A 25071-nucleotide genomic window follows, 5' to 3' on the forward strand; every position below is an offset into this window, starting at 1 on the left:
AGGCCGGGGATGTCAACATATCTGGCGTTGACTTTTGGCACGCTGTTGAGTTCTCAAGGAACGGACGCTTCCTTCGGACCGCCTTCCAGCGGGCCTCCGGGCGCTTCGTTCTTTCGTGTTTCCAGCTTAGCAGATGTTTTCCGCTCCGTTTACCGGGGCTTTCTCCATCTGAAATCTGGTGTTAACCGCCGTGTTGCGGCGACTCGACCAACCATAGCGGGTCGCCAGTCGGAGCGCGAATCGGGGCGCGCCGGGTGTCGCCCGGACGGCGGCATGATTTGTTGCTCTCGCGAGCATATACAGCAATGGTCCTGATTCGCCAAGATGCCTGTAGAGTGCGGCGCATCGGCTAAGAGGACTAGACCAGTCACGGGTCGACGAGGCGCCGGCCGGCAGGCAGGCGGGGCGCGGGTCTTCGCCCGTGAATGTCAGCAGATGTCCGAAGTTGACATGATTTAGGCTTCAGTTGATCGTGTGCCGCATCGCGCGGCCGCTCGATGTATTGCGCACTTGGGAGGCACCACCATGACCACTGTGACGTCGCCGCTGACCGGCAAGGTCGTCGGGCTCGCCGGCGTGCCGGACCCGGTGTTCTCGGGTGCGATGGTCGGCCCGGGCACCGCGATCGACCCGGTTCGCGAGCCCACCGAGGCGGTCGCTCCGGTGGACGGCGTCGTCGTCTCCATGCACCCGCACGCCTTCGTCGTCGTGGACGCCGACGGCCACGGTGTGCTGACCCACCTGGGGATCGACACCGTGCAGCTGAACGGCGAGGGCTTCGAGCTGCTCGTCAACAAGGGCGACACGGTGGTGCGCGGCCAGGCCGTCATCCGCTGGGACCCGGCCGCCGTCGAGGCTGCGGGCAAGTCGCCGGTCTCGCCGATCGTGGCGCTGGAGGCCTCCCCCGACTCGCTCGGCGACGTACGCGAGGCCGGCGAGGCTCAGGCCGGCGACAAGCTGTTCAGCTGGAGCTGACCTCTCAATCACCGACACGCACCCGCCCCGTAGGAGTTGACGGGGCGACTCGGCCTTCAGCGGCTCCCGGCGGGACCGCTCCTCTCAGCGGAGAATCAGGTACATGCAGAAGACACTGCGCGGCGTGGGTGTCAGCCACGGGGTCGCGATCGGCCAGGTGCGGCACATGGGCACGGCGGTCCTGGAGCCCCCGACCACACAGATCCCGACCGAGGACGCCCCGCGCGAGCAGGCGCGTGCCCAGGCCGCCGTCGAGGCGGTCGCCGCGGATCTGATCGCCCGCGGCAACCTGGCGGGCGGCGAGGCGCAGGCCGTGCTGGAGGCTCAGGCGCTGATGGCGCAGGACCCGGAGCTGATGGCCGACGTGTCCCGCCGGATCGCCGTCGGCAGCAGCGCCGAGCGCGGTGTGTACGACGCCTTCGCCGCCTACCGTGCGCTGCTCGCCTCCGCCGGGGAGTACCTGGCCGGTCGGGTCGCCGACCTCGACGACGTGCGCAACCGCATCGTGGCCCGGCTGCTGGGGGTGCCGATGCCGGGTGTGCCGGACAGCGACGAGCCGTACGTGCTGTTCGCGCGGGACCTGGCGCCGGCCGACACCGCGCTGCTGGACCCGACGCTGGTGCTCGGCTTCGTGACCGAGGAGGGCGGGCCGACCAGCCACAGTGCCATCCTGGCGCGGGCGATGGGCGTGCCGGCCGTGGTCGCGCTGCCGGGGGCGACGGACGTCGCCGAGGGCACCGTCGTCGCGGTGGACGGCAGCTCGGGCGACGTGCTGCTCGACCCGTCGCAGGAGAAGCAGGAGGAGCTGCGGGCGATCGCCGCCGAGCGCAAGGCCGCGCTGGCCGCCTCCTCCGGTCCGGGGCAGACCTCGGACGGGCACCGGGTACCGCTGCTGGCCAACGTGGGCGGCCCGGCGGACGTGCCGGCGGCACTGGAGAACGGCGCCGAGGGCGTCGGCCTGTTCCGTACCGAGTTCCTGTTCCTGGACGACTCGGCGAAGGCTCCCGGCGAGGAGAAGCAGGTCGAGGCGTACCGCAAGGTGCTGGAGGCCTTCCCGGAAGGCCGGGTCGTGGTCCGGGTGCTCGACGCGGGCGCGGACAAGCCGCTGGACTTCCTGACCCCGGCCGACGAGCCGAACCCGGCGCTGGGTGTGCGCGGTCTGCGGACGCTCCTCGAGCACCCGGAGGTGCTGCGCACCCAGCTGCAGGCGCTGGCCAAGGCGGCCGACGGCCTGCCGGTACACCTTGAGGTGATGGCCCCGATGGTGGCCGACCGCAAGGACGCCAAGGACTTCGCGGCCGCTTGTCGCGAGGCTGGGCTGGTCGCCAAGTTCGGTGCGATGGTGGAGATCCCGTCGGCCGCGCTGCGCGCCCGGTCGATCCTGCAGGAGGTCGAGTTCCTGTCGCTGGGCACCAACGACCTCGCGCAGTACGCCTTCGCGGCGGACCGCCAGGTCGGTGCGCTGGCCCGGCTGCAGGACCCTTGGCAGCCGGCGCTGCTGGACCTGATCGCCTCGGCCGCCGCGGCCGCGCAGGCGACGGGCAAGAGCTGCGGCGTCTGCGGTGAGGCGGCGTCGGACCCGCTGCTCGCCGTAGTGCTCACCGGCCTGGGCGTCACCAGCCTCTCCATGGGTGCGGCCTCGATCCCATACGTGCGGACCACGCTGGCCAAGTACACCCTGGCGCAGTGCCGTCGGGCCGCTGAGGCCGCGCGGGCGGCGGACAGCGCCGAGGAGGCGCGGACCGCGGTGCAGCAGGTGCTCTCCGGCGAGTAGCTCCCCGGCGGGTAAGAGGACGGATGCGGGAAGGGGGGCTCCCCACCACTGCGGTGGGGAGCCCCCCTTCGGCGTTCCTCGGGCCGGTCGCGAGCGCCGGTCAGGCCTGGCGGTCGACCCGGAGCCGCTCGAAGAAGCGCAGGTGGTCGATGTTGTCGACGGAGCCGGGGTTGACGGCCTTCTCCAGCGGGGTGCCGGAGAGGATGCGCTTGACCGGGACCTCGATGCGCTTGCCGGTGAGGGTGTGCGGGAGGCCGCGGACGGCGATGACCTCGTCGGGGACGTGGCGCGGGGAGAGTTCGGTGCGCAGCGAGGTGCGGATGCGGCCGATCAGCGCGTCGTCCAGTTCGGCGCCGGGGGCGAGCACCACGAACAGCGGCATCCAGTAACCGCCGTTGGGCTCCTCCAGGCCGATGACCAGGGATTCGGCGATCTCGGGGAGGCGCTCGACCACCTCGTAGATGTCCGAGGAGCCCATCCGGACGCCCTGGCGGTTGAGGGTGGAGTCGGAGCGGCCGTGGATGACGACGGTGCCGCGGGAGGTGACGGTGATCCAGTCGCCGTGGCGCCAGACACCGGGGTACATGTCGAAGTAGCTGTCGTGGAAGCGCGTTCCCTCGGGGTCGTTCCAGAAGCCGGTGGGCATGGACGGGAGGGGCTTGGTGACGACGAGTTCGCCGACGGCGTCGGTGAGCGGCCGGCCCTGGACGTCCCAGGACTCGACGGCGGCGCCGAGGCAGGGGGCCTGGATCTCACCGAGGTAGACGGGGAGGGTGGGGACGCCGCCGACGAAGCAGGAGCAGACGTCGGTGCCACCGCTGACGGAGGCGAGCCAGACGTCCTCGCTGACCTCGTCGTAGATCCAGCGGAAGCCGTCCGGCGGGAGCGGGGAGCCGGTGGTGCCGATGCAGCGGACGGCGGAGAGGTCGAGGTCGCGGCCGGGGTGGAGGTCGGCCTTGCGGCTGGCGACGATGTAGGCGGCGGAGGTGCCGAGGACGGTGGCGCCGGTGCGGGCGGCGACGGACCACAGGGCGCCGGTGTCGGGATGGCCGGGGCTGCCGTCGTAGGTGACGATCGTGGCCCCGACCAGGAGGCCGGCCACGAGGAAGTTCCACATCATCCAGCCGGTCGAGGTGTACCAGAAGAAGCGGTCCTGGGGGCCGAGGCCGAGGTGGAGGCCGACCTGCTTGAGGTGCTCGACGAGGATGCCGCCCTGGCTCTGCACGATGGGCTTGGGCAGGCCGGTGGTACCGGAGGAGTAGAGCACCCAGAGCGGGTGGTCGAACGGGAGCTGCGCGAACTCCGCTTCGCCGTCCGGCCCTTGGACCGGACCGGAGACGAGGTCGGCCCAGTCGAGGGCGCCCTCGGGGGCCGGGCCGCCGAGCAGCGGGACGTGGACGACGGTGCGCAGCGAGGGCAGTTCGCGGCGCAGCTCGGCGACGACGTCGGTGCGGTCGTGGGCCTTGCCGCCGTAGTGGTAGCCGTCGACGGCGATCAGGACGTCGGGTTCGAGCTGCTGGAAGCGGTCGAGCACGCTGCGGGCGCCGAAGTCGGGGGCGCAGGAGGTCCAGACGGCGCCGACGGCGTTGGTGGCGAGGAGGGCGACGACGGCCTGCGGGATGTTGGGCAGGTAGGCGGCGACGCGGGAGTGCGGGCCGATGCCCTGGGCGCGCAGGGCGGCGGCGAGGGCGAGGACCTGGCGGCGCAGCTCGGCCCAGCTGGTCGGGACCGGGTGCTCGTCGGTCTCGTCGAGGTAGAGGATGGCGGGCTGGTCGGCGTTGGCCGGGTCCTCGGCGTGGCGCAGGACGTGCTCGGCGTAGTTGAGGCGGGCGCCGGGGAACCACTGCGAGCCGGTGCGGGTCTTGTCGGCGAGGACGGCGTCGGGCATCCGGGGGTCGGCGAGGACCGCCTCGGGGGCCTGGGTGAAGCGGACGTCGAACCACTGGGTGACGGCGGTCCAGAAGCGGTCGAGATCGGCGGTGGACCAGGCGTGCAGGTCGGCGTAGCGCTGGGCGGCCTGCTGGTCGTCGTCGGCCGGCGCGAGCGGGGCGGCCGGGGCGCCGTGGTGTTCGGCGGCCCAGGCCTGGAAGGCCACCAGACTGGTGGCGGCGGCGCGAGCGGGGTTCGGGCGCCAGAGCGGCTGGTCCTGCGGTGGGGTGCTCACGGTGGTGGTCTCCCGGCCGGTGGTGGGGACGGGAGAGCTCGTGGCCAACCCGTCCGGTTGAGCTGTCGGTGCAGACCATGCCATGTGATCGCCCGCCGCGCCAGGGTCGGCCGGTGGCGGCCCGAACGCCTAGCTCTGGGCGAACTCGCCGTCGAACCAGCGGCGGAGGATGCCGTTGTGGAAGTCCCAGACGAGCGGGGTGTCGGCGGTGGCGAGCAGCCAGCCGTCGGTCTCGTCGGTGGGGCGCGAGGGCGGGAGGTCGCTGAGCGGGCGGGCAGGGAGGAGTCCGCAGAGCATGACGAAGCGGCCGTTGGGGTCGGAGGCCATGTGGATCAGCCTGACCTCGGCCGGGTCGGCCGAAATGCCGGTCTCCTCGCACAGTTCGCGCACGCAGGCCTGCTGCCAGCTCTCGCCGTAGTCCATGTAGCCGCCGGGGAAGGCGAGTTGGCCGTAGCCGGGTTCGATGGTGCGGCGGATGACGACCAGCGCGGGGTCGGCGTCGGGGCGGGTGACGGGGAGGACGGCGACCGCGACGGGCAGCGGGTTGCGGTAGCTGATCTCGGCGCAGCCGGGGCAGGCGCGGGGCCAGGCGTCGGTGCCGGGCGGGTAGGGGGTCCCGCAGAAGTGGCAGTGGGAGAAGGGCCGGTGGACGGTCTGGGTCGCTTCGTCAGTGGTCATGGCCGGATCGTAGCCCTGTTCTCAACAGCGTTCCCCGGGGTCGGGGTGGTCAGTGGGCCCGACCGTCGCGCGGGGCGGCGTCGCTCGGCGGCTCTTCGCGGGTGGGGCGGAGCAGGGCGGGGTGGAGCAGTCGGGCGTCGCCGGCGTGGTAGGTGCGGGCGCGGGGGCCACCGCGGGCACCGCCCCGTTCGGTGGTGGCGCCGGTGCTCTCGACGAAGCCGGGGACGGAGAGCACCTTGCGGTGGAAGTTGCCGGGGTGGAGCTTCTCGTCCCAGACGGCCTCGTAGACGGCGCGCAGGTCGGGGATGGTGAAGTCGTACGGCAGGAAGGCGGTGGCGAGCGGGCTGTACTCGAACTTGGCGCGGACCCGGTCGAGGCCGTCGGTGAGGATGCGGGCGTGGTCGAAGGCGAGGGTGATCGGGCGGGGTCCGGTGTGCCCGTCGACGCCACCCCCGTGGGTGTCGACGGGCACACCGGTGGCTGAAGTGGAACCGCAGGACCGCGGGCCCAGGTCGAGGTCGGCGACCGGGTGCCAGGCGGCGGCCGCGGCGTCCGTCCCGGCCTGGGGGTCGGGCAGGTCTGGAGCGAAGGCGAGGTAGGCGACGGAGACGACGTGCATGCGCGGATCCCGCTCGGGGGCGCCGTAGGTGCCGAGCTGTTCCAGGTGCAGACGGCAGAGACGGGCCTCGACCTCGGAGGCGCCCTGCAGGCCCGTCTCCTCGGCGAGCTCGCGGGCCGCGGCTTCGTCCAGACCCTCCTCCCCCGCGCGCAGGAAGCCGCCGGGCAGCGCCCAGCACCCCTGGTAGGGCGGCGCGCCGCGTTCGACCAGCAACACGTGCAGGTTGCCCCGCCGCAGCGTCAGGGCGACGACGTCGACGGTGACGGCGACGGGGGCGTAGGCGCGCGGGTCGTACGCGGCGAGCCACTCCTGCTCGGCCGCGGGCCCTGCGCCGGGCCGGGGGGACGGTTCGTCGGCTGCCATCGCGGGCTCCTCTCCGCGCTCTCCAGGGCACCTGGTGCCGTCGTTCTCGGTCTGAGCACAACGTAACGACTGCCTTCCCCGGCGGCAAATGGTTTTCCCGGTCGGCGGGTGCCTCCGGCTTCTAGGCTGTGACCAGGAAGGACCGCTCCCGAGGAGGCCCTGATGCCCATTGCTCCCCCGCCGGACTTCGCCGCGGCGCTGGCGGCCGGTCCCCTGGTCCTGGACGGCGGGATGTCGAACCAGTTGGCGGCGGCCGGGCACGACCTGTCGGACGAGCTGTGGTCGGCGCGGCTGCTCGCGGACGACCCGGAGGCGGTGGTGGCGGCACACCGGGCGTACTTCGCGGCCGGGGCCGACGTCGCGATCACGGCGAGCTACCAGGCGAGCTTCGAAGGCTTCGCCCGGCGCGGGGTGGGGCACACGGACGCGGCGCGGCTGCTGGCGAGCAGTGTGGAGCTGGCCCGGGAGGCGGCGCGGGCCGAGCCGGGCGGGCGGCGGCGCTGGGTGGCGGCCTCGGTGGGCCCGTACGGGGCGGTGCTGGCGGACGGTTCGGAGTACCGGGGGCGGTACGGGCTGAGCACGGCGGAGCTGGTGGCCTTCCACCGGCCGCGGCTGGAGGTGCTGGCCGCGGCCCGGCCGGACGTGCTGGCGCTGGAGACGGTGCCGGACACGGAGGAGGCGCGGGCGCTGCTGGCGCTGCTGCGCGGGCTGGAGGTGCCGGCCTGGCTGTCGTACAGCGTGGCGGGCGACCGGACCCGGGCCGGGCAGCCGCTGGCGGAGGCCTTCGCGCTGGCCGCGGAGGTGGACGAGGTGGTGGCGGTGGGCGTCAACTGCTGCACGCCGCAGGACGCGGACCGGGCGGTGGCGCTGGCCGCGGAGGTGACCGGTAAGCCGGTGGTGGTCTATCCGAACAGCGGGGAGGAGTGGGACGCCGACCGCCGGGGCTGGCGCGGGGAGCCGACCTTCCGCTCGACCCGGGTTAACGGCTGGCTGGCGGACGGTGCTCGGCTGGTCGGCGGCTGCTGCCGGGTCGGGCCGGACGGGATCGCCGCGCTGGCGGCCGAGGTGGCGGTGCGGCGGGGACTGCTAAGTGGTGTGGAGGGCTAGAAGGAGTGGTGTGGAGGGCTAGAACTCGACCGAAGGGCCAGGGAGGTTAACACCCGGCCGAGTGCGGGTTACCGAGGGGGAAGGTGCACGGACGGACGGCGGCCTGGCAGACTCGTCCCGTCACCACTGCGGTCGACATTGTCGACCGCCTGTCAGCGCGGAGGTACCCATGCCCGGCCCGATCCAGTCGCTATCCCGGGCCGCCGCGATCATGCGCCTGCTGGCGGGCGGTGAGCGCCGGCTGGGCCTGTCCGAGGTCGCGACGGCGCTGGACCTCGCCAAGGGCACCGCGCACGGCATCCTGCGCACGCTCCAGCAGGAGGGGTTCGTCGAGCAGGACCCGGACAGCGGCAAGTACCAGCTGGGCGCCGAGCTGCTGCGGCTCGGCCAGAGCTACCTGGACGTGCACGAGCTGCGGGCGCGGGCGCTGGTGTGGGCGGACGACCTGGCCAGGGCGGCCGGGGAGACCGTGTACCTGGGGGTGCTGCACCAGCAGGGGGTGCTGATCGTGCACCACGTGTTCCGGCCCGACGACACCCGGCAGGTGCTGGAGGTCGGTTCGATGCAGCCGCTGCACAGCACCGCGCTCGGCAAGGTGCTGGTGGCCTACGACCCGGTCGCGCGTGGGGAGTTGGGCGACGGGCCGTACGAGCCGTACACCCTGCGGACGTTGACCGAGGCGACCGACCTGGACGCCGAGTGCGCGCTGATCCGCGAGCGCGGCTGGGCGGACTCGATCGAGGAGACCTGGGAAGGCGTGGCCTCGATCGGCGCGCTGATCCAGGACCGGCGGCGCAACCCGGTGGGCGCGGTGTGCGTCAACGGGCCGGTGGAACGGGTCTGCGAGGACGGCTTCGTGAAGCCCTCGCTGGTCGCCTCGGTGCGCAGCGCGGCGCGCGCGATCTCGCGCGATCTGGGCGCCGGGCGCTTCTGAGCACAGCAGTCGAATCGTCACGCTGAGGCGCGGACGGGCGGTAGGCCTGTCCGCGCCTTGGCGTTTTGTCCCGATTCAGAGCGCTCCGCTGGGTAACTTCGGGGAACAGGTCGAGGGAAGGGTCACAGCTGCGTAACCCCGCCTTGACGTGGGGGCGACCCGGGGAGGAAGCTTCCGCATGACGGTCGACATTGTCGAACGACGGCCGGGAAGATCACTCCCACAATGCGCTCACCCGCACAGCGATCGACCGGCCCACCCCCCACCCGCACCTCCGGGCCATATGGACAAGGGAGTCTTTGTGTCCGCGTTCTCCAACGGCGACGTCTTCGTCGGCGAAACCCTCGGCACTGCCGCCCTGATACTCCTCGGCGGTGGCGTCTGCGCCGCCGTGACTCTCAAGAAGTCGAAGGCCCTCAACGCCGGCTGGCTGGCGATCACCTTCGGCTGGGGCTTCGCGGTCCTCATCGCCGCCTACATGACCGCTCCCAAGTCCGGCGCCCAGCTCAACCCGGCCGTCACCATCGCGCTCGCGGTCAAGAGTGGCGACTGGAGCCAGGTGCCGCTCTACATCGGCTCCCAGATGCTCGGCGCGATGATCGGCGCCACGCTGGTCTGGCTCACCTACCTCGGCCAGTTCCAGGCCAACGAGGAGCCCACCCTCGGCATCTTCTCGACCGGCCCCGAGATCCGGAACCCGTTCCAGAACGTGATCACTGAGGTCATCGGCACCTTCGTGCTCTGCATGGCGATCCTCACCCTCGGCGCCAACGACCTCAAGGGCATGGGCACCCTGATCGTGGCCCTGACCGTCGTCGGCATCGGCCTCTCCCTCGGTGGCCCGACCGGCTACGCCATCAACCCGGCCCGTGACCTCGGCCCGCGCATCATGCACTCGATCCTGCCGATCCCGAACAAGGGCAGCTCCGACTGGTCCTACGCCTGGGTCCCGGTCGTCGGCCCGATCCTTGGCGGCCTGGCGGCCGGCGGCGTGTACAACGCCCTCTTCTAAAGGCCTCCCGCCAAGGGCAGAGTCGAACCCGCCGAACACGGGGACTGACCGGGCATCCGAAACGGCCGCGTCAGACCCACCCACCCCGTATACCCCCGAACTTGAGCCGAGGACCCTCCACATGACCTCCACTGGCAACTACATCGCCGCGATCGACCAGGGCACCACCTCCAGCCGCTGCATCATCTTCGGCGCCGACGGCCGGATCGTCGCCGTCGACCAGCAGGAGCACCGGCAGATCTTCCCCCAGCCCGGTTACGTCGAGCACGACGCCACCGAGATCTGGACCCGGGTCCAGTCGGTCGTCCGCGGCGCGCTGGAGAAGGCCGGCCTGACCAAGGACGACATCCGCGCCATCGGCATCACCAACCAGCGCGAGACCACCGTCCTGTGGGACAAGCACACCGGCGAGCCGGTGCACAACGCGCTGGTGTGGCAGGACACCCGCACCGAGGCGCTCTGCCGCGAGCTGGGCCGCAACGTCGGCCAGGACCGCTTCCGCCGCGAGACCGGCCTCCCGCTGGCCAGCTACTTCGCCGGCCCGAAGATCCGCTGGCTGCTGGACAACGTCGAGGGCCTGCGCGAGCGCGCCGAGGCCGGCGACATCCTGTTCGGCACCATGGACACCTGGGTGATCTGGAACCTCACCGGCGGTGTCAACGGCGGCAAGCACGTCACCGACGTGACCAACGCCAGCCGCACCATGCTGATGAACCTGAAGACGCTGGCCTGGGACGAGAGCATCGCCGAGTCGATGGGCGTGCCGATGGCCGTCCTGCCGGAGATCCGCTCCTCCGCCGAGGTGTACGGCGAGGCCGTCGGCGACCTGGCCGGCGTCCCGGTCGCCTCCGCGCTGGGCGACCAGCAGGCCGCGCTGTTCGGCCAGACCTGCTTCGACGAGGGCGAGGCCAAGTCGACCTACGGCACCGGCACCTTCCTGCTGCTGAACACCGGCGAGAAGATCGTCAACTCGTACCACGGCCTGCTGACCACGGTCGGCTACCGGATCGGTGACCAGGCCCCGGTGTACGCGCTGGAGGGTTCGATCGCCGTCACCGGCTCGCTCGTCCAGTGGCTGCGCGACCAGCTCGGCATCATCTCCACCGCCGCCGAGATCGAGACCCTCGCCAACACGGTCGAGGACAACGGCGGCGCCTACTTCGTCCCGGCCTTCTCCGGCCTGTTCGCCCCGTACTGGCGCTCCGACGCCCGCGGTGTGATCGCCGGTCTGACCCGGTACGTCACCAAGGGCCACCTGGCCCGGGCCGTCCTGGAGGCCACCGCCTGGCAGACCCGCGAGGTCGTCGACGCCATGCAGAAGGACTCCGGGGTCGAGCTCACCGCCCTCAAGGTCGACGGCGGCATGACCAGCAACAACCTGCTCATGCAGAACATCGCCGACGTCCTGGACGCCCCGGTCGAGCGCCCGTACGTGGCCGAGACCACCGCCCTCGGCGCCGCCTACGCGGCCGGTCTCGCCGTCGGCTTCTGGAACGACCTCGACACCCTGCGGGCCAACTGGCACCGCGCCGCCGAGTGGACCCCGCGCATGGACGAGGCCACCCGGGAGCGCGAGTACAAGAAGTGGCTCAAGGCCGTGGAGCGCACCATGGGCTGGGTGGAGGAGGACGAGAACAACTGACCGACCAGCCGGTCGGGGCCCCGGGCCCCCACCGGCCGCCCGCTGTTCAGGCAACGGGTGTCACCGCGTTTAACCGGCCCGCCGCACCGGGCCGACCGGCCTCTCCCGTAGGGGCCGCACCGCACACGAGAGGAGTAACGGCGCCGCCCGACCAGCGCGCCGTACACAACCACCATGGCAACCATCCCGACCCTGGGCGCCGAGCGCACCGCCGGCCGCACCGCCTCCCGCGCCGAGACCCGCGAGCTGCTCGGCAAGGCCACCTACGACCTGCTGGTGATCGGGGGCGGCATCCTCGGCACGGCCGTCGCCTGGACCGCGTCCCAGGCCGGCCTGAAGGTCGCCATGGTCGACGCCGGCGACTTCGCCGGCGCCACGTCCAGCGCCTCGTCCAAGCTCGTCCACGGCGGTCTGCGCTACCTGCAGACCGGCGCGGTCAAGCTGGTGGCGGAGAACCACAAGGAGCGCCGCGCGCTCTCCACCGACGTGGCCCCGCACCTGGTCAACCCGCTGACCTTCTTCGTGCCGGTCTACAAGGGCGGCCCGCACGGCGCGGCCAAGCTCGGCGCCGGCGTGTTCCTGTACTCGGCGCTGTCCGCCTTCCGCGACGGCATGGGCCGGGTCTCCACCGCCGCGCACGCCGCCCAGCAGGTGCCCGCGCTGCGCACCGAGGGCCTGCGCTCGGTGGCCGTCTACGGCGACCACCAGATGAACGACTCGCGCGTCGCGGTGATGACCGTGCGCGCCGCGGTCGACGCCGGCGCCGTGGTGCTCAACCACGCCGAGGTCACCGGGCTGCGCTTCACCGCCGGCCGGGTCACCGGCGCCGAGGTGCGCGACCGCCTGGACGGCGACGAGTTCGGCATCAACGCCCGCCTGGTGCTCAACGCCACCGGCCCGTGGGTGGACCACCTGCGCACGATGGAGGACGCCGGCGCCGCGCCGTCGATCCGCCTCTCCAAGGGCGCGCACGTCGTGGTCAAGCGCCGTTCCCCGTGGCGCGCCGCGCTGACCATCCCGATCGACAAGTACCGCGTCTCCTTCGCCATCCCGTGGGAGGACCACGTCCTGCTCGGCACCACCGACGAGGAGTACACCGGCGACCCGAAGGACGTCCGGGCCACCGACGCGGACATCGACCAGATCATGGGCGAGGCCGCGCACGCGATCCGCGACGAGCACCTCGACCGCGACCTGATCACCTACGCCTTCGCCGGCCTGCGCGTGCTGCCGGGCGGCCCGGGCGACACCGCCGCCGCCAAGCGCGAGACGGTCGTCACCGAGGGCCGCGGCGGCATGCTGTCGGTCTCCGGCGGCAAGTGGACCACCTACCGTCACATCGGCCGCACCGTGCTGGAGAAGCTGGCCCACGTGCCCGGCACCAGCCTCGCCGAGGACATGTCCCCGATCGCCCCGACCGTGCCGCTGCCGGGCGTCGGCGCGCCGAACGCGGTGGCCCACCGCCTGCTGATCGACCGTGAACCGGGCTCGCGGATGGAGCCGCTGGTGGCCAAGCACCTGGCCAGCCACTACGGCACCCTCTCCTTCGAGATCGCCCGCATGATCGACGAGAACCCGGAGCTCGGCCGGCCGATCCACGAGGACGGGCCGGACGTCTGGGCGCAGGTCGCGTACGCGGCCGACAGCGAGTGGGCGTACACGGCGGACGACGTGCTGCGTCGCCGTACCACCATGACGGTCCGCGGGCTGGACACGCCGGAGATCCGGGCCGAGGTCGAGGCCTTCCTCGCGAAGCGTGGAACCAAGTAGGCACAGCCTCGCGAAGCGTGGAACCAAGTAGGCAAAGCCTCGCAAAGCATGGAGCCAAGTAAGCACGACCTGGCGGAGCGCGCGGGTCGGTAAGCGCAAGGTCTGGCAAGCAACTCGCTCGTGACGGGCGGGCGTTCGGGGTTCCGAGCGCCCGCCCGTCGTCGTCATACGACGGCGCCCGCCTTGATGACGTGCTTCAGGTGGCGGTCGGGGCGGGTGAGGACGGTGAGGTCGTCCAGGGGGTCGCCGTCGACGACGAGGAGGTCGGCGTGGGCACCCGGGGCCAGGGTGCCGATCTCCCCCGCCATGCCGAGCAGCCGGGCCGCCGTCGTGGTGGCCGAGCGGAGCACGTCGGCGGGCGGCTGGACCTCTGCGCGGAGCGTGAACTCCTCCAGCTGCGCCGGGTGCAGCGGACCGAGCAGGTCGCTGCCGTACACCAGGTTGACGCCCGCGCGGTGGGCGCGCTCCAGGGCGGCCAGGCCCTGGTCGCGGACCTCGGCCAGCTTGCCGAGGGAGGCCGGCGGCAGGCCGGAGCCGGCGCCGAGCCCGGCCGTCCGCGCGTACGCGACCAGCGTGGGCACCAGGAACGCGTCCTTCTCCAGCAGCAGCCCGATGTTGGCGTCGTCCAGCAGGTTGCCGTGCTCGACGCAGCGCACCCCGGCCCGCAGCGCGCGGTCGATCGCGCGCGGATGGTAGGCGTGCACGGTGACGTAGCGGTTGTGGTTCTCCGCCTCCTCGACGGCCGCCCGGATCTCCTCCTCGCTGTACTGGACGGCGGCGATCTCGTCGTGCGGGGAGGCGACGCCACCGGAGAGCAGGACCTTCAGATGGGCGGCACCCTTGCGGAAGTCGTCCCGGGCGGCGGCGCGGACGGCGTCCACGCCGTCGGCGATCCGGCCGAAGTCGGGACGGGACTCGCAGCAGGGCACCGAGTCGTCCCCGAGCGGGCGCAGGTCACCGTGGCCGCCGGTCTGGGAGAGCGCCTTGCCTCCGAAGATCAGCCGCGGACCGAGCGCGAAGCCCTCGTCCAGGGCCCGGGCCATGCCGTGGTCGGCACCACCCACGTCGCGGACGGTGGTGAAACCGCGGCGCAGCATCCGCTCGGCCTCGGCGAGGGCCCGGACGGTGAGGTAGCCGGGGGTCCAGTTCGCCACCGCGGCGAGGTCGAGGGTCGTGACCAGCAGGTGGACATGGGCGTCGATCAGGCCGGGCAGGACGGTGGCGCCCGCCGCGTCCAGGACCCGGACGCCCTCGGCGGCGGCGGGCGGGCGGCCGGTGCCGGTGGCGGCGATCCGGCCGTCGGCGGCCTCGATCCAGCCCCGGTCGGTCCGGGTGCCGTCCTCGGGGTGGAGCAGGTGGGCGTCGGTGATCAGCAGCCGGGTCGGTCGGGTCATGGCGGTCGTCCCCTCCAGTTCAGTACGAGCCGTATTGAATGCGACTCGTACTGAATACACCATGTATCGTTCTCCCGTGAACCCACCCCCGGCCGAAACCGCCGCTCCCCGACCGCCCCGCCGCCGCGTCCACACTCGGGCCCGGCTGCTCGCCGCGGCGAGCGAGCTCTTCCTCACCGTCGGCTTCGGGCGCACCAGCATCGAGGACGTCTGCGCCGCGGCCGGCTACACCCGCGGGGCCTTCTACTCGAACTTCGCCGACAAGGAGGACCTGCTGCTGGCGCTCTTCGACGACCAGGCGGCCGCACGGATGGCCGAGCTGGAGAGACTGGTCGCCGCCTGCGAGGCACTGGCGCCGCAGGAGCGGGCCCGGCTGCTGGTCGAGGCGCTGCTGCGGGTCGAGCCCGCGGAGACCGGGTGGATCCTGCTGTTCCTGGAGTTCCGGCTGGTCGCGGCCCGGTCCGAGGCGCTGGCCGAGCAGGTCGCCGCACACGACCGGACGCTGGTGCGGGCGGCGGCGGACGTCCTGGAGCGGGCGCTGCCCGAGCTGGTGCCCCCGGGGGCGAGTGCCCGGCAGGCGGCGGCGGTGATCCTGGCGGCGCGCGAGGGCCTGCTGGCCCGTACGGCGGCGGGCGGGGCGGCCGCGGACGAACTGCTGGAGGCGACGGCGGCGGTGCTGTCGGGGCTGCTGGGGCGCTGACGGAACGCCGAAGGGGCGGCACCCGTACGGTACGGGTGCCGCCCCTTCGTGCGCGCCTCGTGGGCTAGATGATCAGGCTCAGCGGCAGGATGAGGGCTATCGCGACCACCGAGATCACCGTCTCCATCACCGACCAGGACTTCAGCGTCTGCCCGACGCTCATCCCGAAGTACTCCTTCACCAGCCAGAAGCCGGCGTCGTTGACGTGCGAGAGGAACAGCGAACCGGCGCCGACCGCGAGCACCAGCAGGGCCGAGTGGGTCGAGGACATGTTGGCGGCGAGCGGGGAGACGATGCCGGCCGCGGTGATGGTGGCGACCGTCGCCGAGCCGGTGGCCAGGCGGATCAGCACCGCGATCAGCCAGCCGAGCAGCAGCGCCGAGATGTGCCACTGGCTCGACCAGTGGCTGACCATGTCGCCGACGCCCACGTCGATCAGGGTCTGCTTGAAGCCGCCGCCCGCGCCGACGATGAACACGATGCCCGCGATCGGGCCGAGCGACTTGCCGACGGTGTCGGAGATCCGGGCCTTGTCGAAGCCGGCCGCCTTGCCGAGGGTGAGCATGGCGAGCAGGGTCGCGGCGAGCAGCGCGATCAGCGGGGAGCCGATGAAGTCGAACACCCGCTGGCCCATCGCCTTCGGGTCATCGATCACCACGTCGACCAGGGCCTTGCCGAGCATCAGCACGACCGGCAGCAGGATGGTCGCCAGCACCGCGCCGAAGGACGGAGTGCGCTCGCGCTTGCCCGTCTCCTCGGGCGCGATGGCGGTCGGGATCTCCAGCGGGCCCACCCAGCGCTCCGCCACCCGGGCGAACAGCGGACCAGCGATGATCAGGGTCGGGATCGCGATCAGCAGACCGAGCGCCAGGGTGACGCCGAGGTCGGCCTTCAGGGCGTCGATGGCCACCAGCGGGCCCGGGTGCGGGGGAACGAGGCCGTGCAGCACCGACAGACCGGCCAGGGCCGGAATGCCGACCCGCATCAGCGGCACGTTGCCGCGGCGGGCGACCAGCAGCACGATCGGGATCAGCAGGACGACGCCGACCTCGAAGAACAGCGGCAGGCCGAGCACGGCGGCGATCAGCGCCATCGCCCAGGGCAGCGCCTTGTTGCCGGTCCGGGACAGCACGGTGTCCGCGATGATGTTGGCGCCGCCCGAGTCCGCGAGCAGCTTGCCGAGCATCGCGCCCAGGCCGATCAGCAGACCGACGCTGGCCACGGTGGAGCCGAAGCCCGTCGAGAAGCTGCTCAGCAGCTTGTCGAAGGGCGCACCCGCGATGGCGGCCAGCAGGCCGGAGCCGATCGTCAGGGCGAGGAAGGGGTGCAGCTTCAGCTTGGTGATCGCCAGCACGATCGCGCCGATGCTGACCAGCACCGCGATCAGCAGCTGGGAGTTGCTGCCGGTGTGCGGCATGGCCGGTGGGGCGGCCGCCAGGAGCAGGGTGGGGGCATTTCTCATGCGCCCGCCTCGCTTCGCTCGGCAGGGGCATTCGCCCATACGCGCCTTCTGATGGCTCGCTCGCTTCGCTCGCTCACGTGAGGTCTCCATTGACGGGCCGCAGCAGCACCACGGCCTTCTCGACGAGTTCTTCGGGGGACTGGCCCACGTCCAGGACGGCGCCGCGCTCGTCCGTGCCCAGGGGTTCCAGGACGGCGTACTGGGAGCCGAGCAGCGACGCCGGCATGAAGTGGCCGGTGCGGTGGGAGAGCCGGTCCTCGACCAGCTCGTGCCCGCCGCTGAGGTGCAGGAAGAAGGCATCCGGGGCGTCCACGCGCAGGATGTCGCGGTAGCCGTGCTTCAGCGCCGAGCAGGTGACCACGCCGCCGGTGCCCGCCTTGGTGCGCCCCTTGAGCCAGGCGCCGATGGCGCGCAGCCAGGGCTCGCGGTCCTGGTCGTCCAGCGGGATGCCGGCGGACATCTTGGCGATGTTCGCCGGCGGGTGGAAGTCGTCCGCCTCGGCGAAGGGGAGATCGAGGCGGTCGGCCAGGAGGCGGGCCAGGGTCGTCTTGCCGACGCCGGAGACGCCCATCACCACGACGGTGAGGGGTGCGACCGGGTGGTCGTGGTTCTCGACGCTGAGAGCCATGGGTGGTGCTCCTTCGTTGCAGGCCGCCACTATCGCTTCAAAGATATGACGTATTCAAGTGCCAGAAACCAAATCGTCATACTTTTACTTCCCTGGGGATGGGGCCCGGGAAGCGGGGGTGTCTGCAGTGCCGAGGGCGAGGCTGGGCGGGGGCCGAGGTGGGGGCGGGGGCTCGACGGGTGAGTGAGGCGAGTCACGCGCGCACCGGAGGGTGACGTGGGGCTCGGGGCGGTGGGCGTCTAGGCTGGGCGGATGGAGATCCAGGGGCTGCCCGGTCGAGTGCTTGACGAGCTCGGGCCGGCGATCGCGTCGGGGGAGATTCCCGAGGGCGCGGTGCTGCGCGGGGAGGGGCTGGAGGAGCGGTTCGGGGTGTCCCGGACGGTGATCCGGGAAGCGGTGCGGGTCCTGGAGGGGATGCGCCTGGTGGCCTCCCGGCGACGGGTCGGGATCACCGTGCAGCCCAAGTCGCTCTGGGACGTGTTCGACCCGATGGTGATCCGCTGGCGGCTGGCCGGCTCGGACCGCTCGGCCCAGCTGCGCTCGCTCGGCTCACTGCGGGTGGCCGTCGAGCCCGCCGCGGCCGCGCTCGCCGCCGTCCACGCCACCGACGACGACCGGCGCGAACTCAGCTCGCTGGCCGTGGAGTTGACGGTCACCGCGCGGGCCGCCGACCTGACCACCTTCCTCGGGCACGACATCGCCTTCCACTCCCTGGTCCTGCGCGCCTCCGGCAACGAGATGTTCGCCCACCTCGGGGACACTGTGGGGGCGGTGCTCACCGGGCGGACCGAGTACCATCTGATGCCCCATCAGCCGGAGTCGTACGCGATCCGGTTGCACCGCGAGGTCGCGGAGGCGATCTGCGCGGGGGATGCCGCCCACGCCGAGGCGGCGATGCGGACGATCGTGACGGGCGCTCTGGAGGAGCTCAACCAGCAGTTGGGCTGAGTGCCTTGCCCCGGCGCGTGCGCCGACGGGACGCTGCCGCATGCCCGGATGGCACGATTTGGCGGCAGTTCGGTGGATTCGGACGCATAGTCCTGGTTCGGTGGGGCAGAGTGAGGCAAGGGGGCGCGTTTTGTGTGCGCCCGTTCCGTGTCCGCCATCGAATTCGCGCCTGGGGGTCGCCCGATGTCCGTGCCACGCCGCCGTCGCCGCCTGCCCGACGAGGTGCGCGCCGCCGCAGTCCGGGCGGTGCTCTGCCTGGCCTTCACCCTGGTGGGCGTGGTGGTCGCGACCTTGTCCTCGTACGCGGGCAGTTGGCTGATGACGCCCGCGCTGATGGCGATGGGGCTCGGGGTGTTCGGCACGATGTGGTGCCTGCTGGAGATCCTGATCTCCCGCCAGGTCGCCGCCCAGCGGATGCGCGGTCCGAACTCCGCGTACCCGATGGCGGGCAGCCGGGTGGCCCCCGATCCGCTGGCCGCCAGGCCGCTCCCCCGCCCGAGCGGCGCGCCGCAGCAGCAGCCGTACCCGCACCCGCCGCAACAGCCGTACCAGCGCCGGGTGCCGACCGCGTAGCCGGGCGGCACCCGACCCGGCGTCAGGGCGCTCCCCTAGAGTCGGGCGCATGAAGTTCTTCCGTTCCAAGGCAGCACCCCAGTACGACCCCGACCTCACCGCCCTGACGACCGACCAGGCCGACCACCTGCGCGAGCTGGTCCGGCAGTACCACGCGGGCGTCGGTGTGCGGGCGACCGTCACCGGCCAGTTCGTCCAGCGGGCCGAGGGCGCCAGCAACCTGTACAACCTCGCCGAGTTCTGCCGCCGCGCCGAGCCGGGCGAGTGGCCCCAGCTGGTGGAGCGCCACTTCCGCGCCCTGGCCGGCGCCGGGGAGTCCACCCCGCAGGGCCAGGACGACGTCCTCCGCTGCGCCTACCTCCGGCTGATCGCCGACGACGCGATCCCGGCCGAGATGGCACCCTCCTTCAGCTACCTCCGGCCGGTCGCGACCGGCCTGATGGAGGCGCTCTGCCTCGACCTGCCCGACACCGTACGGACGCTGGACGACCGCTTCGTCGCCGAGGTCGGCCTGGAGCGGCTGCGGGCCGCCGGGCGGGCCAACCTGATCGCCGACCCGGTGGAGTTCGACGTCCTGGAGGGCCCGACCGAGGGCTCGACCCTGTACGCGGTGACCGGCGACTCGATGTTCACGGCCAGCAAGGCGCTGGTGCTGGACGAACTGGCCCGCGCGGTGACCGGACACGAACTCCCGCAGGACGGAGCCCTGTTCACCGCGCCCAGCCGGAACTACCTGTTCTTCCATCCGTTGGCCGAGCCGCAAGTGGCGGGCGCCGTCAACGACTTGGCCTCGATCGCACTGCGCGTCCACTCGGAGAGCCCGGGGCCGCTCTCACCCCGGCTCTACTGGTGGCACCAGGGCGCGGTGACCAACCTGACGCGGATCGACGAGGCCCAGCGCTCCTTCTCCATCGCGCCGCCCGCCGAACTCATGGCGATCCTGCGCCGGTTGAAGGACAGCTAGTCCAGCGGGACCGCCCGGTAGTGGGTGGTCAGCCGCCGGTCGCCGTCCAGGACGTGGAAAGCGAGCATCGGCGGGTGGTCGAAGGAGATACCGCTCCCGCCCTCGCAGGGCAGCGTGATGGTGGAGACCACGCCGGGCGCGACCAGCACCGGCAGCCCGGCGAAGGTGGTCGCGGCGGGGGTGTGGGAGTGGCCGCAGAGCAGGGCGACGACCCGGGGGTGGCGGCCCAGCACCTGCGCCAGACGCTCCTCGCCGAACTGGCGGATCCCGTCGACGAACGGGATGTGCAGCTCGACAGGCGGGTGGTGGAAGGCCACCAGGGCGGGCAACTCGGTGCGGCCTTCGGCGAGTCGGGCGTCCAGCCAGTCGAGCGTGCGGTCGTCCAGCAGGCCGTCGTGCTGCTCGGGTATCGAGGAGTCGAGCATCAGCACGTCGGCGCCGGGCAGTCGGTGCAGCCGGTTCACCGGCTCCTCCCCCGGCTCCTCGCCGAGCAGCACCTCCCGGTACGGCGCCCGGATGTCGTGGTTGCCGGGGCAGGTGAGTATTGGGTGCCGGGAGGTCAGCACCTTGGCCACCTGCTCGTACTCGGCGGGCAGGCCGTGGTCGGCGAGGTCGCCGGTGACCAGCACCGCGTCCAGCGGGCCGGGCAGGGCGTTGAGGTACGCCATCACCTGCTCGGCCCGCCGCCGGGCCCGCTTGCCGCGGTCCCGGCGGTGGTCCTGGCCGAGGTGGATGTCACTGAGGTGCGCGATCGTCAGCATGGTGATCACGCTAGTCAGTTCAGGACTGTGCGGGAACCTCCGCAGGGCGCTTGAACATCCGGGTGGCGGTGATCTCGCCGTGGATGGTCGGGCCGTCCGGGTCCGGCTGGGCCGGCAGGCCGGGGCGCAGGTGCTCCTCCACCGAGATGTACTTGAGGCCGGCCCGCAGGTCGGCGTCGTTGCGCAGGCGGATCACCAGCGGGAACTCGGCGAGCGCCGTGGTGTCGAACAGGCCGGTGGTGTAGATGAGCTGGACGCCGAGCGCGTCGGCCACGGCCCGCTGGAGCTCCAGCAAGTAGGTGGCGTTGGCGCGGCCGATCGGGTTGTCCAGGAACAGCGTGCCCGCGTGGCGCAGCTGGGACTGGCCGCGGTCGTTGGCGCGCAGCGCGGCCATCGTGCAGTAGAGCGCGATGGCGGCGGTGAGCAGCTGGCCGCCGGAGAAGACGTCGGACATCTGGCCGACGCCGACCCGCTCGGCGCGCAGCACCGCGTCGGGCTTGAGGATCTCGACGCTGACGCCCTTGGGGCCGATCGCGGCGGCGACGCCGCGCAGCAGCAGGGACATGCCGTCGCGGCGCAGGTCGCTGTTCTTCTTGACGGCGGCGCGGGTGGCCTCGTCGATGACCTCGCCGAGGCGCTCGACCAGGGTGGCGTGGTCCGGGTCCTCGAAGCGGATCCGCAGGAACTCCTGGCCGGACCACTCCCCCAGGCCCTCGGGCAGCCGGGACAGCCGCTGGGCGGCGCGCAGGGTGGTCAGCGAGGACTCGACCAGGCCGCGCAGCCGGTCCACGATCGAGCCGCGGTTCTTCTCCAGCTGGGCGAGTTCGTCGGTGAGTACCCGCAGCCGGGGGGCGAAGGCCGCGGCCCAGGCGGCGGCGTGCTCGGGCAGCGCGGAGGCGGGCAGTTCGCGGATCTGCTGGCGGGCGGGGGTGCGGACGGCCTCGTAGCGGGCGGCGTTGGCGTGCCGGACCAGTGCGTCGGAGGCGTCGCGGACGGCGAGTTCGGCGGAGGAGAGCTCGCCGGCCGCGGTACGGAGGGTGCGGCGGGCCTCGGTGGAGGTGGTCCGGGCCTCGGCCAGGGAGCCGAGGTACGGCTCGGCCTGGTCGTCCGCGTCCTCCTGGTGGTCGCGCAGGCCGTCGCGCAGCTGGCCGGCCAGTTCGTCGAAGTCGGCGGCGGCGGACTGGGCGGTGTCGTAGGTGCGCTGGAGGTCGGTGTGCGCGGTGCGGGTGGCGTCCACGGCCTCGCGGCACTCGGCGAGCCGGCTGGTGGCGGTGCGCAGCAGGGTCTGGGCGTGCTCGGGGTCGGTGGGGACCAGGTCCTCGGGCAGCTCGGTGTGCGCCTCGCCGTCGGCGGGGGCGGAGCGTTCGGCCTCGCCGCGCAGGCGGCCGAGCTGCTCGCTGGCGGCGGCGGAGCGAGCCTCGATGGTGGCGACCAGTTCCTCGGCGCGGGCGGCGGCGGCCTGGCGGGCCGGGCCGTCGGCGCCGTCGGGGCTGCCGAGCAGTTCCTCGGCGCGGGTGCGGACCTTGTTGGTGAGGCGGTCGAGTTCGGCCGCGGCGCCGGCCTCGTCGCCCTCGGCGCGGGCCTGTTCGGCGCGCAGGTCGGCGCCGACGCCGACCTTCTCGTAGAGCTGGGAGGCGGCCCGGTAGGCCTCGCGCAGGGCGGGCAGTGCGGCGGGGGCGGTCTGCTCGGCGGGCTCGTCGGACTGCTCGGCGGCGGGGATCTCGGCGCGTTCGGCGCGCAGCGCGCGGCCGGTGCGGCGGGCGTCGTCGGCGGCGCGCTGGGCGGCGCGGCGGTCCTCGTCGCAGGTGCGGGCGCGTTCGGCGCAGACGGCCTGGCGGCGGTCGCACTCGGTGGCGTCCTCGCCCAACTCGCGCTGGCGGCGGGCCCAGTTGGCGCGTTCGCGCAGTCGGAACGCGAGGCCGGAGAGGGCGTCGGCGCGGCGGCGGGCGCGCTGGGCGGCCTCGCGGTGCTCCTCGTGCGCGGAGGCGGCGGTGGCGTGGTCGGTCTCGGCCTCGTCGTGGTCGGCGCGCAGGGTGGCCAGCGCGGCGGCGGACTGCTCGGCGTGCTCGCGGGCCGCCTCGGCGGCTGCGGCGAGCTCGGCGAGGGTGCCGGGCGGGCAACTGGCGTGCCAGGAGGCGAGGCGGGCGGCGAGGGCGCGGTCGCCGCCGAGGCGGCCGGCGAGTTCGCGGATGTGCTCCTCGCGGGCACTGGCGCGGGCGCGCAGTTCGCGGCGCTCGTCGTCGGCGGCGGACTCGTCGTGCATGGCCGGGTTCGGCGGCACCAGGAAGAACGCGGGCTCGGCGGTGATCGGGGCGATCAGCGAGGCTGCGGCGCCCACGGCCACGGTGGAGCGCGGCAGCAGGGCGGCGGCCCGCAGGGCCTCGCGGGCGCGCTCCAGCGAGGAGGGGTCGGTGACCACGACGCCGTCGACCAGTTCGGGGCGGGCGGCGAGGATCGCCTCGTGGTCGGCCGGGTCGACGGACTGGGCGAGGTAGCGCCAGCCGGGAAGCGCCGGGATGCCGTGCTCGGCGAGGTACTCGACGGTGGCCAGCACGTCGGGGCCGGGCGGCAGCAGGCCGCCGTCGCCGAGCGCGGCGAGGATGCGGGAGTCGTCGGCGGCGGCGGTGCGCAGGTCGAACAGGGTGCGCTCGGCGGTGGCGATGGCCTCGTCGAGGAGTTCGCGCAGGTACTCGGCGTTGCGGTCGAGCACGGCGGGGGTGAGGAAGCCGGCGTCCTCCTCGGCGCCCTCTTGGTAGGGCGTCAGGGAGAGCAGGTCGGCGAGCCGCTGCTCGGTGGCGAGCAGGGCAGCGGTGCGCTGTTCAGCGGCCAGGGCCCGGGCGGCGCCCTTGCGGGCGTCGCCGGCCCGCTCGGCGGCGAGTTCGGCGCGCGAGGTGGCCGCGGCAGCCTCGCGCAACCGGGCGGCGCAGGCCTCGGCGGCGGTGCGGGCCTGGGCGAGGGCAGCGGAGGCGGCCTTCTCGACATCGGCGGCGTGCAGTGCGGCGCGGGCCGGGTCCACGTCGCCGTCGGCGTCGATGAAGCCGGCCTCGACGGCGGCGGCGGTCTCCTGCTCGACCTCGGTGAGGCGCTGGCGCAGGTGCTCGGCCTCGCTGCGGGCCTTCTGGGCGGCGGTGGCGGCCTCGGTGGCGTCGGACTGCGCCTTGGCGCCGTCCGCCTGGAGCTCGCCGGCGCGCTGCTCCTCGGTGTCGGCGCGGGACTCGGCGGCCGCGGCGGCGGCCTCCAGGGCGCGGGCGAGCGCGGTGGCGGCGGCGGCGCGGGCGGCGAGCGCGGGGGCGGCGTCCAGCTCGGCCTCGCGGATGGCGGCGGCGACCCGGGCGACCCGGTCGGCGGCGGCACGGTGGCGCAGTACGGCTTCGGCGGCCTGCCAGGCGGAGTGCAGGGTGCGGGCGTCGATGAGTTCGCGGCGCAGTGCGGCGGCCTCGGCGGTGGCTGCGGCGAGGCTCAACGTGGCGTGCCGGTGGGTGAGTTCGTCGGCGATGAGGCTGTGCCGGGTGCGGTCGGCCTCGGCGGCGGTGACGGCGCTCGCGGCGGCGGCGACCTCGATGGCGAGGTCCTGGGCGCGGTCGCGTTCGGCGGCGGCGCGGGAGGTGAGGGCATGGGCGAGGCGGCGGGTACGGCGTTCGGCGGTGCGGTGGGCCTCGCGGACGGTCTCGCGGGCGGTGGTGGCCTCGACGATGCGTTCCAGCAGGTCGAGCGAGCCGGCGGTGAAGTCGCGTTCGGCGGTGAGTTCGGCGCGGCGGCCGAGCTTGGCGGCGAAGCCGTGCACGAGGTCGGCGAGGCCGTCGGTGTCCCGGGTGTCGGTGACGGCACGCAGCAGCAGGTCGGTGAAGTCGCTGTCGTGCTTGACCGCGAAGAGGCCCGCCGCCTCGCCCTCGTCGGCGTTCATCTCGCGCTGGTAGCGGAAGAGTTCGGGGTCGAGGCCGAGTTCGCCGAGGTGCTCGGTCCAGCGGTCGTGGCCGTCCTCGAAGACCAGGTCGAGGTGGGGGTGGGCCTTGCCGGCCTCGGTGAGGGCGTCGCGGAAGCCCTTCATGGTGCGGCGGCGGCCGCGGGCCTTCTGGTCGCCGGCCAGGCTGACCCGTTCGGCGACCGGCAGCGAGTCGAGGGTGAGGCCGGGGCCGGGGCGGAAGGAGTACCAGGTCTCGGCGAACTTGCGCGGGTCGGAGGAGACCTGGCGGCCGCGCCACTCGCTGACCTTGCCGACCACGATCAGCTCGCCGGTGACGGTGTGCTGCCACTCCAGGGCGACGTGGCCGCAGTCGTCGGCGAGCAGAAACTTGCGCAGCACGCCGGAGCTGGCGCCGCCGAGGGTGTTGCGGTGGCCGGGGAGCATCACCGAGAAGATCAGCTTGAGCAGGACGGACTTGCCGCCGCCGTTCTCCAGGAAGAGCACGCCGGCCGGGGCGGGGCGGCGGACCGGCCCGTCGGTGTCCTCGCCGAACAGGCCGATCTGCTGCGGGGCCGGGTCGGCGACGGGCTCGCCGACGCCGCGCAGGTCGAGCACCGTGTCGGCGTAGCGGGCGCCGGCCGGTCCGATCGAGTAGAGGCGGACCCGGTTGAGCTCGTACATGTGCGGCGGTTCTCCGTG

At 73.0% G+C, this 25071-nt stretch carries 19 protein-coding genes; 11 read left to right on the forward strand and 8 right to left on the reverse strand.

From position 1 onward, the window contains the following. Positions 1-525 precede the first annotated feature (525 nt). Together ACIRYZ_RS34340 and ptsP are read left to right on the forward strand one after the other, a co-directional pair. Positions 526-975, forward strand: a complete 450-nt coding sequence (locus ACIRYZ_RS34340) for a PTS glucose transporter subunit IIA (RefSeq protein ID WP_393039676.1) — start codon at positions 526-528, stop codon at positions 973-975. 103 nt (positions 976-1078) lie between these two features. Then, on the forward strand, positions 1079-2749 hold the full coding sequence (gene ptsP / locus ACIRYZ_RS34345; RefSeq protein ID WP_402951982.1) for a phosphoenolpyruvate--protein phosphotransferase: 1671 nt from the start codon (positions 1079-1081) through the stop codon (positions 2747-2749). Positions 2750-2849: 100 nt separating this feature from the next. Here ptsP and ACIRYZ_RS34350 read toward each other — a convergent pair whose 3' ends face one another. The 3 genes from ACIRYZ_RS34350 to ACIRYZ_RS34360 all read right to left on the reverse strand — a co-directional run bounded on the left by ACIRYZ_RS34350 (position 2850) and on the right by ACIRYZ_RS34360 (position 6573). Continuing rightward, positions 2850-4913 carry an acetoacetate--CoA ligase gene (locus ACIRYZ_RS34350; RefSeq protein WP_402951984.1) on the reverse strand — a complete coding sequence of 688 codons (2064 nt, stop codon included), beginning with the start codon at positions 4911-4913 and terminating at the stop codon, positions 2850-2852. Positions 4914-5042: 129 nt separating this feature from the next. After that, complete coding sequence (locus tag ACIRYZ_RS34355; protein ID WP_402951986.1) at positions 5043-5591, reverse strand: NUDIX domain-containing protein; 549 nt, start codon at positions 5589-5591, stop codon at positions 5043-5045. A gap of 49 nt (positions 5592-5640) precedes the next feature. Next, positions 5641-6573: an NUDIX hydrolase gene (locus ACIRYZ_RS34360; protein ID WP_402951988.1), complete on the reverse strand. Its 933-nt coding sequence runs from the start codon at positions 6571-6573 to the stop codon at positions 5641-5643. Between the two features lie 162 nt (positions 6574-6735). Here ACIRYZ_RS34360 and mmuM point away from each other — a divergent pair, with 162 nt between their 5' ends. The 5 genes from mmuM to ACIRYZ_RS34385 all read left to right on the forward strand — a co-directional run bounded on the left by mmuM (position 6736) and on the right by ACIRYZ_RS34385 (position 13038). Beyond that, positions 6736-7680, forward strand: a complete 945-nt coding sequence (gene mmuM / locus ACIRYZ_RS34365; protein WP_402951990.1) for a homocysteine S-methyltransferase — start codon at positions 6736-6738, stop codon at positions 7678-7680. A gap of 169 nt (positions 7681-7849) precedes the next feature. Beyond that, positions 7850-8614: an IclR family transcriptional regulator gene (locus tag ACIRYZ_RS34370; RefSeq protein WP_387627549.1), complete on the forward strand. Its 765-nt coding sequence runs from the start codon at positions 7850-7852 to the stop codon at positions 8612-8614. Positions 8615-8897: 283 nt separating this feature from the next. After that, positions 8898-9626, forward strand: coding sequence for an MIP/aquaporin family protein (locus ACIRYZ_RS34375; protein WP_402951992.1), 729 nt, complete (start codon positions 8898-8900; stop codon positions 9624-9626). Between the two features lie 121 nt (positions 9627-9747). After that, the gene (gene glpK / locus ACIRYZ_RS34380; protein WP_387627545.1) at positions 9748-11268 is read left to right on the forward strand and encodes a glycerol kinase GlpK; all 1521 of its coding nucleotides are present in this window, start codon (positions 9748-9750) and stop codon (positions 11266-11268) included. Positions 11269-11442: 174 nt separating this feature from the next. Next, positions 11443-13038 carry an FAD-dependent oxidoreductase gene (locus ACIRYZ_RS34385; RefSeq protein ID WP_387627543.1) on the forward strand — a complete coding sequence of 532 codons (1596 nt, stop codon included), beginning with the start codon at positions 11443-11445 and terminating at the stop codon, positions 13036-13038. A 164-nt stretch (positions 13039-13202) separates the two neighbouring features. Here the strand turns inward: ACIRYZ_RS34385 and ACIRYZ_RS34390 are convergent, their stop codons facing one another. Further along, positions 13203-14432, reverse strand: coding sequence for an amidohydrolase family protein (locus ACIRYZ_RS34390; RefSeq protein ID WP_402951994.1), 1230 nt, complete (start codon positions 14430-14432; stop codon positions 13203-13205). Between the two features lie 76 nt (positions 14433-14508). Between ACIRYZ_RS34390 and ACIRYZ_RS34395 the strand changes: the two genes are divergently transcribed. Further along, entirely contained in the window at positions 14509-15132 is a 624-nt protein-coding gene (locus ACIRYZ_RS34395; RefSeq protein ID WP_402951996.1) for a TetR/AcrR family transcriptional regulator, read from the forward strand. A 64-nt stretch (positions 15133-15196) separates the two neighbouring features. Here the strand turns inward: ACIRYZ_RS34395 and ACIRYZ_RS34400 are convergent, their stop codons facing one another. Together ACIRYZ_RS34400 and ACIRYZ_RS34405 are read right to left on the reverse strand one after the other, a co-directional pair. Further along, the gene (locus ACIRYZ_RS34400) at positions 15197-16594 is read right to left on the reverse strand and encodes a gluconate:H+ symporter (RefSeq protein ID WP_402952003.1); all 1398 of its coding nucleotides are present in this window, start codon (positions 16592-16594) and stop codon (positions 15197-15199) included. A 73-nt stretch (positions 16595-16667) separates the two neighbouring features. Further along, entirely contained in the window at positions 16668-17222 is a 555-nt protein-coding gene (locus ACIRYZ_RS34405) for a gluconokinase (RefSeq protein WP_402952004.1), read from the reverse strand. Positions 17223-17474: 252 nt separating this feature from the next. Here ACIRYZ_RS34405 and ACIRYZ_RS34410 point away from each other — a divergent pair, with 252 nt between their 5' ends. The 3 genes from ACIRYZ_RS34410 to ACIRYZ_RS34420 all read left to right on the forward strand — a co-directional run bounded on the left by ACIRYZ_RS34410 (position 17475) and on the right by ACIRYZ_RS34420 (position 19707). Then, complete coding sequence (locus tag ACIRYZ_RS34410) at positions 17475-18170, forward strand: FadR/GntR family transcriptional regulator (protein ID WP_402952005.1); 696 nt, start codon at positions 17475-17477, stop codon at positions 18168-18170. Positions 18171-18353: 183 nt separating this feature from the next. Continuing rightward, positions 18354-18743 carry a hypothetical protein gene (locus tag ACIRYZ_RS34415; protein WP_402952006.1) on the forward strand — a complete coding sequence of 130 codons (390 nt, stop codon included), beginning with the start codon at positions 18354-18356 and terminating at the stop codon, positions 18741-18743. A 49-nt stretch (positions 18744-18792) separates the two neighbouring features. Further along, on the forward strand, positions 18793-19707 hold the full coding sequence (locus ACIRYZ_RS34420; protein WP_402952007.1) for a hypothetical protein: 915 nt from the start codon (positions 18793-18795) through the stop codon (positions 19705-19707). Here the strand turns inward: ACIRYZ_RS34420 and ACIRYZ_RS34425 are convergent. Together ACIRYZ_RS34425 and ACIRYZ_RS34430 are read right to left on the reverse strand one after the other, a co-directional pair. Further along, complete coding sequence (locus ACIRYZ_RS34425) at positions 19704-20468, reverse strand: metallophosphoesterase (RefSeq protein ID WP_402952009.1); 765 nt, start codon at positions 20466-20468, stop codon at positions 19704-19706. The genes ACIRYZ_RS34420 and ACIRYZ_RS34425 overlap by 4 nt on opposite strands. A gap of 19 nt (positions 20469-20487) precedes the next feature. Further along, on the reverse strand, positions 20488-25053 hold the full coding sequence (locus ACIRYZ_RS34430) for a hypothetical protein (RefSeq protein WP_402952011.1): 4566 nt from the start codon (positions 25051-25053) through the stop codon (positions 20488-20490). Positions 25054-25071 lie beyond the last annotated feature (18 nt).

It is taken from the genome of Kitasatospora sp. NPDC101155 (genome assembly GCF_044768305.1).
In the GTDB taxonomy this organism is placed as follows: domain Bacteria; phylum Actinomycetota; class Actinomycetes; order Streptomycetales; family Streptomycetaceae; genus Kitasatospora.